General features: G+C 67.8%; 11 protein-coding genes. 5 read left to right on the top strand and 6 right to left on the bottom strand.

The window, feature by feature from the left end; all coding sequences use genetic code 11:
• Window positions 1–91 precede the first annotated feature (91 nt).
• Window positions 92–1015 (top strand): YVTN family beta-propeller repeat protein, encoded by a 924-nt coding sequence (locus tag OG205_RS32810; protein WP_330271801.1) that lies wholly within the window; start codon window positions 92–94, stop codon window positions 1013–1015.
• Here OG205_RS32810 and OG205_RS32805 read toward each other — a convergent pair.
• On the bottom strand, window positions 952–3024 hold the full coding sequence (locus tag OG205_RS32805) for an MMPL family transporter (protein WP_330271800.1): 2073 nt from the start codon (window positions 3022–3024) through the stop codon (window positions 952–954). The genes OG205_RS32810 and OG205_RS32805 overlap by 64 nt on opposite strands.
• Before the next feature lie 157 nt (window positions 3025–3181).
• Between OG205_RS32805 and OG205_RS32800 the strand changes: the two genes are divergently transcribed.
• Window positions 3182–3901 (top strand): TetR/AcrR family transcriptional regulator, encoded by a 720-nt coding sequence (locus OG205_RS32800; protein WP_330271799.1) that lies wholly within the window; start codon window positions 3182–3184, stop codon window positions 3899–3901.
• Here OG205_RS32800 and OG205_RS32795 read toward each other — a convergent pair.
• A complete protein-coding gene (locus OG205_RS32795) occupies window positions 3894–4754 on the bottom strand; it encodes an NmrA family NAD(P)-binding protein (RefSeq protein WP_330271798.1) in 861 nt (286 codons plus the stop codon). The genes OG205_RS32800 and OG205_RS32795 overlap by 8 nt on opposite strands.
• A gap of 88 nt (window positions 4755–4842) precedes the next feature.
• Between OG205_RS32795 and OG205_RS32790 the strand changes: the two genes are divergently transcribed.
• A complete protein-coding gene (locus OG205_RS32790; protein ID WP_330271797.1) occupies window positions 4843–5457 on the top strand; it encodes a TetR/AcrR family transcriptional regulator in 615 nt (204 codons plus the stop codon).
• Between the two features lie 21 nt (window positions 5458–5478).
• Here OG205_RS32790 and leuS read toward each other — a convergent pair whose 3' ends face one another.
• Window positions 5479–8256: a leucine--tRNA ligase gene (leuS, locus tag OG205_RS32785; RefSeq protein ID WP_330271796.1), complete on the bottom strand. Its 2778-nt coding sequence runs from the start codon at window positions 8254–8256 to the stop codon at window positions 5479–5481.
• A gap of 250 nt (window positions 8257–8506) precedes the next feature.
• On the opposite strand from leuS, the gene OG205_RS32780 reads away from it, so the two are divergent.
• Window positions 8507–8911 (top strand): SdpI family protein, encoded by a 405-nt coding sequence (locus OG205_RS32780; protein ID WP_330271795.1) that lies wholly within the window; start codon window positions 8507–8509, stop codon window positions 8909–8911.
• An 18-nt stretch (window positions 8912–8929) separates the two neighbouring features.
• Here OG205_RS32780 and OG205_RS32775 read toward each other — a convergent pair whose 3' ends face one another.
• Window positions 8930–9508, bottom strand: coding sequence for a YqgE/AlgH family protein (locus OG205_RS32775; protein WP_330271794.1), 579 nt, complete (start codon window positions 9506–9508; stop codon window positions 8930–8932).
• Between the two features lie 237 nt (window positions 9509–9745).
• Between OG205_RS32775 and OG205_RS32770 the strand changes: the two genes are divergently transcribed.
• Complete coding sequence (locus tag OG205_RS32770) at window positions 9746–11086, top strand: MFS transporter (RefSeq protein WP_330271793.1); 1341 nt, start codon at window positions 9746–9748, stop codon at window positions 11084–11086.
• On the opposite strand, the gene OG205_RS32765 is transcribed toward OG205_RS32770, so the two are convergent.
• Complete coding sequence (locus OG205_RS32765) at window positions 11015–11269, bottom strand: LuxR C-terminal-related transcriptional regulator (protein WP_330271792.1); 255 nt, start codon at window positions 11267–11269, stop codon at window positions 11015–11017. The genes OG205_RS32770 and OG205_RS32765 overlap by 72 nt on opposite strands.
• Before the next feature lie 95 nt (window positions 11270–11364).
• Window positions 11365–12801: a CCA tRNA nucleotidyltransferase gene (locus OG205_RS32760; RefSeq protein WP_330271791.1), complete on the bottom strand. Its 1437-nt coding sequence runs from the start codon at window positions 12799–12801 to the stop codon at window positions 11365–11367.
• Window positions 12802–12818: the final 17 nt, after the last annotated feature.

Here is a 12818-nt window from a genome sequence, read left to right as displayed (position 1 = left end):
TGTTCACCAAGGGCACGAGTACACAACCACTTCCTCCGCATCGGTCGCACCGCTTGCGTACGTCGTGGGCAAGACGGGTCTGGTCCAAGTCGTGGACACGCGCAATGGCGCCGTTCTCGTGCAGGCCGACACCGGGGGTCGCGCGACGGGTGTCGCCGTTTCTCCCGATGGACGCCGCCTCTACGTGATCAACGGGTGGACCGGCGCGATCACCGTGGTCGACCCGGCCACCGGCGAGATCGTCGATCGGCTCTTCACCCAGGTCCAGCTCTCGCACGCGGCGATGCGCCCGGACGGCCAGCGGCTCTACGTCTCGGCCAGCGGCGGCATCGCGGTGGTGAATCCCGAGAACTTCCAGATGGTCGCGGTGATCAAGGCGGGCGGGCAGCCGCAGGGCCTCGCCGTCCACCCGGACAACAAGATCCTCTACGTCGCCAACTCCCAGGACGGCACGGTCGGCCTGATCGACACGGCGACGGCGTTCCAGACCTCGACGGTGCAGGTCGGCGGGCTGCCGCAGCACCTCACGATCTCACCGGACGGCAAGCGCCTCTACGTGAGCGGCATGCGCCTCGGCGAGAAGACGCCCGGCACGCTGTCGGTGATCGACACGGCCACGAACCAGGTCGTCGGCACGCTGGAAGCCGGCAGGGGAGCGGGCAGCATCGCCGTCACCCCGGACGGCGCCACGGTCTACCTGACGCTGCCGAAGGAACGGTCGGTCCTGGTCGTCGACGCGGCGACGATGACGGTGCGCGAACGTTTGCCCATCGACTCGCCGAGCGTCGCCATCGCGCCGGGGGACACGAGGGTCTTCCTCGCCACCGGCGCGACGACGACGGTCCTGGACAGCACGAACGCGGTGCTCACCACGTACCGGATGAAGACCGGCGAACTGCAGGAGGCGAGGCCGCGCCAGTTCGACGCGGCCATGATCGCCTTCCCACCCGGTCAGCCGACGGCGACCGGCTTGCGGACGTCGTCGTCGAACCGGTCGTCGGTCGGCTCGTCGTGAAGCGCGAGGCGTTCCTGGATCCGCTTGAGCGGACCGGGTGACCACCACGCGGCGTTGCCGAGGAGCTTGAGCACGGCGGGCACGAGCAGCATCCGGACGATCGTGGCGTCGAGCGCCAGCGCCAGGATCATGCCGACACCGACGAACCGCATCATCGCGACCTGCGAGAACGCGAACGCACCCGTCACCACGATCAGCAGCAGCGCCGCCGAGGTGATCACCCGGCCGGTCTTCGCGAGGCCGGTGGTCACCGCCTCTTCCGTCGTCGCCCCCTGGCCGCGGGCCTCGACCATCCTGCTGAGCAGGAAGACCTCGTAGTCCGTCGACAGACCGAACACGATGGCCGCCATCAGCACGACGATGCCGGATTCCAGCGGCCCCGGCGTGACGCCGAGCAGGCCGGCGCCGTGGCCGTCCTGGAAGATCCACACGAGCACGCCGAACGTCGCCGACAGCGACAGCGCGCTCATCAGCACGGCCTTGATCGGCAGCACGACCGAGCCGAACGCCAGGAACATCAGGATCAGCGTCGCGCCGACCAGCAGCGTGACCATCAACGGCAGCCCGTCCGCGATGGCGTCGAGCGAGTCACTGACGGTGGCGGTGTTGCCGCCGACCAGCACCTCGGCTCCGGCAGGAGGTGTGAGTGCCCGGACGTCCTTCAGCGCCTGCTTCGACTCGTCGCTCAGCGCGTCGTTGTCCAGGCCTGCGGCCGCGGCCGTGACGCCGTTGCCCGCACCCGTCGGCTGGACGTCGCCGATGCCGGGCACGTCCTTGACCTTGCCCAGGTACGCCTGGACCGCGGCCTCGTCGCCACCCTTGACGACGATCTTGAAGCCGGTGTTGGAGAGCGCCGAGAAGTTCTGGTTGATGTTCTCGGTGGCCACGCGCACGGCGTTGCCCTCCGGCAGGACCTTCTCGGTGACCTGGCCGAACTGGACGCCGAGGAACGGCGAGCCGAGCGCGAGCAGCACACCGACGATCGGCACGGCGATGAGCACGGGCCGCTTCATGACCTTGCCGCTGAGCTTGCGCCAGCCGCGTTCGCTCGGCTCCTTCTTGCGCCACGGCATGGCGAGCTTGTCGACCCGGTGGCCGAGCACGCCGAGCAACGCGGGCAGCAGCGTGACCGAGACCAGCGCCGCGATCGCGACCGACGACACACCGCCGTACGCGAGGGACTTCAGGAAGCCGTGCGGGAAGAGCAGCAGTCCGGCCAACGCGATGACCAGCAGCGTCGCGCTGAATACGACGGTGCGGCCGGCGCTGGCGACCGTGCGTCCGACGGCTTGTTCGGTAGTGCGGCCCTGCGCGAGTTCCTCGCGGAACCGGCCGACCATGAACAGGCCGTAGTCGATCGCCATGCCCAGGCCGAGCAACGACGCGACGTTGACCGCGAACGAGTTGACGTCGGTGAAGAGGGCCACGGCGTGCAGCACGCCGAGGGAGCCCATGATCGCGAGACCACCGACGACGACCGGCAGGGACGCCGCCACCAGACCACCGAAGATGATCACGAGCAGCAGCAGGACCAGCGGCAGCGAGAACATCTCCGCGCGCGTCAGGTCCTCCTGGGACATGTCGTTGATGGCCTTCTGGGTGGGCACGAGCCCACCGACCTGTTCGCTGAAGCCGTCGACCTTGAGCTGCGACTGGATGTCCTGGAACTGCTTGATCTGCTCGTTCGAGTCACCACTGCTGAGCGTGATGGCGACGAGCGCCTGCTGCTGGTTGTCGGACGGCACCGGCCCGACGGCCTTGAGCACGTCGTCCTTCGGGAAGCCGCTGATGTGATCAGCGATCTTCTTGAGCTCGAGCGGGTTCGCGAAATCGCCGCGATAAATGACGATCACGTCACCGTTCTGCCGCCCGAACGCCTCCTCGGCTACCTTGTCGGCCCGCGCCGCCTCACTGGAGGGAGCCTCGTAGCCGCCCTGGCTGAGCTTGTCGAACACGCCGATGCCCCACACGCCACCGATCACGGCGAGCAGTACGGTCGCGATCAACACCACCCACCGGCGGCGATATGCGATAGATCCCCACTTCGCGAACATCGACGACGGCCTCCTGGGTTACCGTGCTGTTAATCCCGTGAACTCTTGTAAACACCGTTCACTGAAACCGTACGGGTCCATGGACGGGGTCTACAACCCGATGGAGTGACATATGACCGAGGCCACTCGCCGAGAACGGCTTCGCGCCGAAACCGAGCGTGAGATTCGGCAGGCGGCCCGCGCCCTTTTGGTGGAGAGCGGCCGCGACGCGGTTACCCTGCGTGCCATCGCGCGCAAACTGGGGATCACCGCACCAGCGCTGTATCGCTACTACGACTCCCACGACGCGCTATTGCGGCAACTCTGCGACGACATCTGCGCGGACATGGCGGCAGCGCTCTACGCCGACCTCGCCGCGGACACGTCAGGCCAGGTGGGATGCCAGGTCAGGGCGGTCTGCCACGCCTTCCGCCGCTGGGCGCTGGCCCACCCGCAGGAGTTCGCGCTGGTCTTCGCCTCGCCCCGCGACCCGCTCGGCGCCGACCAGTTCGGCTCGGTGTTCCTGCAGTTGGCCGGCCGGCTGATCGCGTCCAATCTGGTGGCGAACCACGCGGACGACGACGTGCCCGAGGTCCTGCACGAGGACCTGGCGAGGTTCCAACAGGTGCTGATGGACGCGGTGTCGGTGCACGGCGTCGTCGTCGAGGACTCCGTCCTCAACCTGGGCAAGATCTACCACGTCGTCCAGTCGTGGGTGCGGCTGTACGGGCACGTGGCGCTGGAGGTGTTCGGGCGGTTCCCGTTCGCGGTGAGCAACCCGGAGCCGATGTTCGACAGCATGCTCGACCAGATGCTGACGGACATCGGCTTCCAGGACACCCAGGTCAGCTGACCGAGTCGCGCACGTAGTCCCTGAGCGTGCGCGGCGGGTGGCCGAGCAGCTTCGTCATGGTCTCGACGTCGGCGGGGTCGGTCGGGATCGCCGCCCCACCGAGCAGTTCGAAGCTCCTGATCCAGTCTTCGAGCTTGCGACCTTCGAGCCTCTTCGCAAACGCCTCGCGCCACTGCGGGTCGTCGCCGGTGTAGACGACCTCGCGGCCGAGCGCCTCGGCCCAGATCCGCGCCGACTGCTCGCCGTTCAGCGACTCCGGGCCGACGAGCTGGTACGAGCCGGCGGAGAAGCTCACGTCGGTCAGCGCGGTGGTGAGGACCTCGGCCGCGTCGCGCAGGTCGATCCGGTTGACGCCGCCGGAGTGCAGCGGCGTCGGGAAGACGCCGGCCTCGATGTCCTCGCGGAAGATCTCGTCGTTCTGGGCGAAGTTGGTGAGGCTGAACATCGCGGGCCGCGTGTCGGTGCTCGCGAGGAACGCCGCCAGCTCGAGTTTCGGCACGTAGGCCGGGATCGCACCGCCCGCCGCCTCGCGCGCGTCGGCGTCCTCGATGTGGAACCCGCCGAAGACGAGCCGCGCCCCGGCGCGTTCGGCCTCCTGACCGAAGATCGTGGCGATCTCGATCTCGTTGGTCTCGTGCGGCGACACGTAGAACGCCGAGTCGACGCCGCGCACCGCTCGCTGGACGGCCTCGCGATCGGCCAGGTCTCCCTCGACCAACTCGACCGTGTCGGGCAGGTTCGCCCGTTCCTTGTTCCGCACCAACGCGCGCACGTCCGCGCCTCGGCGCACGGCCTCAGCGAGCACCAGGCCACCCACGGTGCCGGTCGCCCCGATGATCAGCGTCTTGGTCATGCTTCCTCCATTGACTTCAAGTCAGTGACTCTTAATCAACGAGTACTCCTTCACTGACTCCGAGTCAACGAGCTGTTAGCGTGGAGTCATGACCCGCGCCGCCACCGCCGCAGCCACCAGGGAGAAAGTCCTGGCAACGGCCCGAGAGCTGTTCATCACGTCGAAGTACGACGAGGTGAAGGCAGCCGACATCGCCCAAGCGGCCGGGGTCGCGCACGGGTTGGTGTTCCACCACTTCGGCAGCAAGCAGGGCCTCTACAGCGAGGTGCTGTGCTCGATCGGCCGCGAGGTGCTGGACCTGCACGTCAGCGACCCGGCCGTGCCGTTGGGGAAGCGGATCCGCCAGTCGCACGCGGCGCACCTGACGTACCTGGCGGCGCACCGCGACCTGGCGCTGAACCTGGTGCTGCGGCCGTGGGGCGCGGAGGAGCCGTTCGACGCCGTGCGGGACGACGGCAACCGTCGGCTGTGCGAGAACCTGGGACTGGACTTCGAGCGACCGGCGGTCCGGGCCGTGCTGCGGATGTACACGACAGCGGCCGACCAGCTGGCTCGCGACTACTTGCTGAGTGAGCACCCGTTCGACGTGGACCTGGTCGTGGAGATGCTCATGACCGTGCTCGCTGGGGCGTTGCGGGCGGCTCGAGTGGCCGACCCGTCGCTGGAGGTGGGGCAGGTGCTGGAGGAGCTGGCGCGGCCGTAGCCACGCCAGCTCGTCTCGTTGCTACAGAACGATGTTCACCAGGCGGCCGGGAACGACGATCACCTTGCGCGGTTCGCCACCGGCGACCAGCTCGGCGATCTTCTCCTCGGACAGCGCCGCGGCCTTGATCTCGTCCTGCGACGCGGACGCCGACACGACGACCCGCGAGCGGACCTTGCCGTTGACCTGGATCGGGTATTCGACCGTGTCCTCGACCAGGTACTGCTCGTCGGCCTTCGGGAACGGGCCGTGCGCCAGCGAGCCGTCGTTGCCCAGCTTCGACCACAGCTCCTCGGCCACGTGCGGGGCCTGCGGAGCCAGCATCAGCACCAGGGCCTCGGCCAGCACGCGGGGCGTGCCGGACGAGTAGTGCTTGGTGACGTAGTTGTTCAGCTCGATCAGCTTCGCGCCCGCCGTGTTGTAGCGCAGGTTCGCGTAGTCGTCGTGGACGCCGGCGATCGTCTTGTGCAGCAGGCGCAGCGCTTCGACGGACGCTTCTTCGTCCGTGACGCGCAGCGAGCCGTCGGTCTCGTCGACCAGGTTGCGCCACAGACGCTGCATGAACCGTTGCGCGCCAACGACGTCCTTGGTCGCCCACGGACGTGACACGTCCATCGGACCCATGGACATCTCGTAGAACCGGAAGGTGTCGGCACCGTACGTCTCGCACATCTGGTCCGGCGTGACGACGTTCTTCAGGCTCTTGCCCATCTTTCCGTACTCACGGCGGACTTCCTCGCCGTTGTACGTGTACTTGCCGTCCTGCTCGACGACCTCGTCGGCCGGCACGTAGACGCCGCGCGGGTCGACGTACGCGTACGCCTGGATGTAGCCCTGGTTGAACAGGCGGCGGTACGGCTCGTCGCCGGACAGGTGGCCCAGGTCGAACAGGACCTTCTGCCAGAAGCGCGAGTACAGCAGGTGCAGCACCGCGTGCTCGACGCCGCCGATGTACAGGTCGACGCCGCCGGGGTCGGTCGGGCCGTGCTCGTCCGTGCGCGGGCCCAGCCAGTACTTCTCGTTCTCCGGGTTGACGAACCGCTCGGTCTCGACCGGGTCGACGTAGCGCAGCTGGTACCAGCACGAACCCGCCCAGTTCGGCATGGTGTTCGTGTCGCGGCGGTACGACTTCAGGCCGTCGCCCAGGTCCAGCTCGATCGTCGTCCACTCGGTGGCACGCGACAGCGGCGGCGACGGCTCGGTGTTCACGTCCTCCGGGTCGAAGGTGCGCGGCGAGTAGTCGTCGACCTCGGGCAGTTCGATCGGCAGCATCGACTCGGGCAGCGCGATGGCGGTGCCGGCCTCGTCGTAGACGACCGGGAACGGCTCGCCCCAGTAGCGCTGGCGGCTGAACAGCCAGTCGCGCAGCTTGAACTGCACCGTGCCGTGACCGTGGCCGTTCTCCTCCAGCCAGCCGATCATCGTCTTCTTGGCGTCGTCGATCGCCATGCCGTCCAGGAACCCGCTGTTGATGGCGGGTCCGTCGCCGGTGTAGGCGTCGCCCTCGAAGTTCTCCGACGGCTGGACCGTGCGGATGATCGGCAGGTCGAACTTCTTCGCGAAGTCCCAGTCGCGCTGGTCCTGGCCGGGCACGGCCATGATCGCGCCCGTGCCGTAGCCCATCAGCACGTAGTCGGCGATGTAGACCGGAATCTCCTTGCCGTTCACCGGGTTTGTCGCGTGTGCCCCGATGAAGACGCCGGTCTTCTCCTTGTTCTCCTGACGGTCCAGTTCGGACTTCAGGGACGCTGCGCGCCGGTACGCGGCGATGTCTGCCACGCGATCGGGCGCCGCAATCTGGTCCACCAGCTCGTGTTCCGGTGCCAGGACCATGTAGGTCGCGCCGAACAGCGTGTCCGGCCGGGTCGTGAAGACCTCAATGCACTCGTCTCCCACCGCGAATCGGACTCGGGAGCCATGCGAGCGCCCGATCCAGTTGCGCTGCATGGCCTTGACCTTGTCCGGCCAGTCCAGCCGGTCCAAGTCGTCGATCAGCCGGTCCGAGTACGCGGTGATGCGCATCATCCACTGGCGCAGGCTTTTCCTGAACACCGGGAAGTTGCCACGCTCACTGCGACCGTCCGCGGTGACCTCTTCGTTCGCCAAGACAGTACCCAGTCCGGGACACCAGTTGACGGGCGCCTCCGACATGTAGGCCAGCCGGAATTCGCCCAAGATCCTTTGCTGGTCGGCAAAAGACAGCTCAGACCACTTGTGGCCACCCTCGACGTCCCGCTCGCCAGACTCGAACTGCGAGATCAACTCGGCGATCGGACGAGCCTTGCGCGCGTCGGCGTCGTACCAGGAGTTGAAGATCTGCAGGAAGATCCACTGAGTCCACTTGTAGTACTCGGGGTCGATCGTCGAGATGCGGCGACGCTCGTCGTGGCCCAGCCCCAGCCTGCGGATCTGGCGCAGGTACGTGTTGATGTTGTCTTCGGTGGTCTTGCGCGGGTGCTGGCCGGTCTGCACCGCGTACTGCTCCGCGGGCAGGCCGAACGCGTCGAAACCCATGGTGTGCAGCACGTTGCGGCCGTTCATGCGGTGGTACCGCGCGAAGACGTCCGTGCCGATGAAGCCCAGCGGGTGGCCGACGTGCAGGCCGGCGCCGCTCGGGTACGGGAACATGTCCTGCACGAACAGCTTGTCCGCGGGCACGTCACCCTTGAGCGCTCCAACGGGGTTGGGCGCGTGGTAGGTGCCGTTGTTCTCCCAGTACCGCTGCCACCGCTCCTCGATCTGGTTCGCCAGCTCGGCGGTGTAGCGGTAGGCGGGAATCTCCGCCGCGTCCGTGCTCATTTCAAGGTCCCTCTCACGTCGTTCCTGCCCCTGACATGACGAAACCCCCCAGCCCAGACAGGGCATGGAGGGCGGCCGCGCCGACCGTCTTGCGATCAGGTCGTCGCGGCTAGATAAGGAGCAGGCGGGCCGTGCTCATGTCGTCAACGGTATCAGCGGACCGCAAGCGCGATGAACCGGGCGGTGGCCTGCGGCACACCTGACCGGGGTGACTGCCGGGCGGACCGGGGATTCGTCTTACCCTCATGGGGTGAACATCGTGCTGTCGGTCGTCCTGGGTGTGCTCGGCGTCGCTCTCGGCGCGGTCGGTCTGCTGGGTCTGCAGGGCAAGCTGCGCCGCAACCGCTTCGTCGGCGTGCGCACCGCCGCCGCCGTGCGCGACGAGGAGACGTTCGCGCTGGCCAACCGCGTCGCAGGCGTGCCGAACGTCGCCGCGGGCGTCGTCGCGATCGTGTCGGGCGCGATGGCGTTCGTCATGGCCGACCTGGCCGTCACCGCCGGGATCATCGGACTGGTCGGGGCGCTCACGATCGCCTTCGCCGGTGGGCTCGTCGGTAGCCGCGCGGCTGAGGCGCTGCCGGAGCCGGTCAAGCCGAAGGGCTGCGGTGGCTGCGCGTGCGGTGGCGGCGGCTGCTCTCCGCTCGCGGGTCTGTAGTCCGACGTTTCACGTGAATCAGTTGTCGCGGACGTCCTTCGGGTAGGTCGACAGCAGCGCCAGCGGCATGCCCTGGCGGCGCAGCACCCGTCCCCACAGGTCGACCTTCGCGCCGGCCAGCACGTCGTCGGCGAGTCCGGTCACGACGATCCAGTCGCCACGATCGATCTCGCCCTGGAGCTGGCCCTCACCCCATCCGCTGTAGCCGGCGAACACGCGCAGGCCGCGCACAAGTGGCATCAGGTCGTCCGGTTCGGCGTCCAGGTCCACTAGGGCGACTGGACCCTGCACGCCGACGAGTCCCTCCACGCTGGACGGGTCGGTACCCACCTTCAACGCTGCCAGGCACAGCGCCGTCTTCTGCTCGACCGGGCCGCCTACGTAGATGCACTGCGGCTTCGTGACGTGGGAGCCCCACGGTGGCAGCACGTCGTGGACCGCCACCTCGGAGGGGCGGTTCAGCACGACGCCGAGGGTCCCCTCTGGACGTTGGTCGATGATGTAGACGACGGTGCGCGAGAAGTTCGGGTCGTTGAGGCTCGGAGCGGCAACCAACAGGGAGCCTGGCTCGACTTCGACTTCGTCATCGGGACGCACGTCACCATGAAATCACCCGTGATCGCCGGAACAACTCAGGGCCGCACCCCGTTAGACTGAGGTGTCGGATGTCTTTGTGTCCCCCGGGCTCAACAGACAACCGCCTTCGCGGAATACCGTTCGGCTGGAGCCGCGTAGTGCGCCGCGCCGTGAGGCGACCTGGCATCCGATCCAAGAGAGCCGGACCGCGAGGTCCGGCTTTCGTGGTTTTCACCACTGCGCGCATACAGTGCAACGGTGACAACGCTTGCGGTGGAGAAGCACCACTGGGGATCACGCCGGTTCCTCGGCATCCCCGCCTACCGCAGGCTCCTCGCCACACGTCTCGCCTCGCAGTGGGGCGACGGGCTCTTCCAGGCCGGTCTGGCCGGCGCTGTGCTCTTCAACCCCGAACGGCAGGCCGATCCGGCGGCGATCGCGGCCGGGTTCGCGGTGTTGCTGTTGCCGTACTCGCTGATCGGGCCCTTCACGGGTGCGTTGCTCGACCGGTGGGACCGCAAGAAGGTCATGGTCGTCGCGAACATCGCGCGGGCCACGTTCGTGCTGTTCACGGCCTTGGCGGTCGGTGCCGGCCTGAGTGGGTTGCCCCTCTACGTGTCCGCGCTCATCGTCATGGGGATCGGCAGATTCGTCGGGTCCGGACTGTCCGCGGCACTGCCGCACGTCGTCGACGAAGATCACCTGGTCGAGGCGAACGCGCTGACCACGACGGCCGGTGCGGTCATGGCCGTGATCGGCGCTGCCTGCGCGATCGGGTTCCGCACGCTGCTCGGCGCCGGGGACGGCGGTTCGGCGTGGACCACCAGCATCGCCATGGTCGGGTTGCTGCTCAGCGCGTTCATCGCCAGCCGGTTCAAGCCGGGAGTGCTCGGGCCGGACGAGGTCGACGAGCCGCACAACGCGCTCACGGCCGTCGCTCGCGGGCTGGTGGACGGCGCGAAGGCCACCTGGCGCACGCCGAGCGTGACGGCGGGGCTGGCCGCGTTGCTCGCGCACCGGGCGGCGTTCGGTATGAGCCTGATGATCACGCTGCTGCTGATGCGCTACAGCCTGGAGGACGTCGGCATCCTCAAGGCCGGCATCGGCGGGCTCGGTGAGGTCGCGGTCGCCGGCGGCGCTGGTGTGCTGCTCGCCGGGATCCTGACCGACCGGATCGTCGACAGGTTCGGCGTCAGGCGCACGATCTGCGGCGCGTTGCTGCTCACGGCCGCAGCCCAGGTCGGGCTCGGGCTGCCGATGACGCTGCCGTCCATCCTGATGGCCAGCTTCGTGATCATCTTCGCTGGTCAGATCGTCAAGCTCTGCGTGGACACCGCGGTGCAGCACGACGTCGGCGACGAGGTGCGCGGGCGCGTGTTCGCCCTCTACGACACCCTCTTCAACATCGCGCAGGTCACCGCGGTGACCATCACGGCGACGGTGATCCCCCTGGACGGGCGCTCGCCCGGCCTGATCCTCGTCGCCGCGAGCCTCTACCTGGTCGGCATGGCCGCCTACCTGGTCCTGTCAGCGCGGAAACGGCAGGTGCAACATGCCGGCCTCGTGGGCGAAGACGACAGCCGCCACACGATCGGGTAGATCCAGGCGCCGCAGGATCTCGGCCACCTCGTCGGCCACCCGCTGCTGCCCGATGCCGAGCACCCGCGCGATCTCGTGCTCGGCGTGACCTCGCGCCAGACACCTCAGCACGGCTCGTTGGTCGTCGGTCAGAACGTCCAGGTCCCGTATGGCAGGACCTGCGGAAAGTCCCCAAGCGAACATCTGCACCACCCCCATGCGCCCCCTAGCGCACTTCTCATGGTGCATCCCCGCGCTGACACTTCGCTAACGCGGGGATTCCATTCGCTCACTATGCGTCACGGAGCGGGCGGTGTGATGCCCTGTTCGCGCGCCCACTCGAGCAACGCGGCCTCGGCCTCGTCGCGGTCCAGCGGGCCCCGGTCGAGCCTGAGCTCCTTGAGGAACTTCCACGCGGCACCGACCTCACGGCCCGGCGACAGCCCGAGCAGCTTCATGATCTCGTTGCCGTCGAGGTCCGGGCGTACGCGCGCGAGGTCTTCCTCGGCCGCGATACGCGCGATGCGTTCCTCGAGAGAGTCGTAGGTCCGCTTCAGCAGGTTCGCCTTGCGCTTGTTGCGGGTCGTGCAGTCGGCACGGACGAGCTTGTGCAGCCGTGTCAGAAGGTCGCCTGCGTCCGTCACGTACCGGCGCACGGCCGAGTCGGTCCACTCGCCGCTGCCGTACCCGTGGAAGCGGAGGTGCAGGTAGACGAGCTTCGCGACGTCCTCGGTGATCTCCTTCGAGTACCGCAACGCCCGCAAGCGCTTGCGGACCATCTTCGCGCCCACGACCTCGTGGTGGTGGAACGAGACGCCGCCTCCGGACTCGAACTTCCGGGTCGCCGGCTTGCCGATGTCGTGCAGCAGCGCGGCGATCCTCAGCACCAGATCGGGTGATTGATCAACTTCTTCAAGATCAATTGCCTGTTCCAGCACAACCAGCGAGTGGTCGAAGACGTCCTTGTGTTGATGATGTTCGTCGATCTCCAGCTTCATGGCCGTGAGCTCGGGCAACACGATGTCGGCCAGCCCGGTCTCCACCATGAGCTCGATGCCGCGGCGCGGATGCGCGCCGCACAGGAGCTTCGAAAGCTCCACCTGCACTCGCTCCGGCGTGATGCGGGCGAGTTGGCCTGCCATCGACCGCATCGCCTCGATCACCCGAGGCGCCGCGGTGAAGCCGAGCTGGGAGACGAACCGGGCCGCGCGCAGCATGCGCAGCGGGTCGTCGCCGAACGACTCCTGCGGGGTCGCCGGCGTGTCCAGCACTCCGTCGCGGGCAGCCTGGAGGCCGCCGGTCGGGTCCACGAACTCGCTCGCCGCGATGTCGAACGCCATCGCGTTGACCGTGAAGTCGCGCCGGACCAGGTCGCCGTCGATGTTGTCACCGAAGGTCACCTCGGGGTTGCGGGTCACGCCGTCGTAGACGTCCGCGCGGAAGGTCGTGATCTCGATGATCTCGCCCTGCTTCGACGCGCCGACCGTCCCGAAGGCGATTCCGGTGTCCCACTGCGCCTCGGCCCAGCCGCTCAGCAGCTTCTGGATCTCCGCAGGTCGCGCGTCCGTGGTGAAGTCGAAGTCGTTCGTCGGGCGTCCCAGCACGGCGTCGCGCACACTTCCACCCACGAGGTAGAGGCGCTTGCCCTCGGCTGCGAACCGAGCGGCGAGCTCAGCGACGACTGGTGCGATTGCGGGAGCTTCCACCACCGCATTCTGCTGGAGCGATCGAGACACGAGAAACCAGCGTACTC

The sequence above is a fragment of the Lentzea sp. NBC_00516 genome (genome assembly GCF_036346835.1).
Lineage (GTDB): Bacteria > Actinomycetota > Actinomycetes > Mycobacteriales > Pseudonocardiaceae > Lentzea > Lentzea sokolovensis.
This window is presented reverse-complemented; position numbering and strand designations above follow the sequence as displayed.

Excerpts from the sequence above, each read along its gene's own strand:
- OG205_RS32790 (WP_330271797.1), top strand. The coding sequence starts at position 4,843 with ATGACCCGCGCCGCCACCGCCGCAGCCACCAGGGAGAAAGTCCTGGCA.
- OG205_RS32795 (WP_330271798.1), bottom strand. The coding sequence starts at position 4,754 with ATGACCAAGACGCTGATCATCGGGGCGACCGGCACCGTGGGTGGCCTG.
- leuS (WP_330271796.1), bottom strand. The coding sequence starts at position 8,256 with ATGAGCACGGACGCGGCGGAGATTCCCGCCTACCGCTACACCGCCGAG.
- OG205_RS32765 (WP_330271792.1), bottom strand. The coding sequence starts at position 11,269 with ATGTTCGCTTGGGGACTTTCCGCAGGTCCTGCCATACGGGACCTGGAC.
- OG205_RS32800 (WP_330271799.1), top strand. The coding sequence starts at position 3,182 with ATGACCGAGGCCACTCGCCGAGAACGGCTTCGCGCCGAAACCGAGCGT.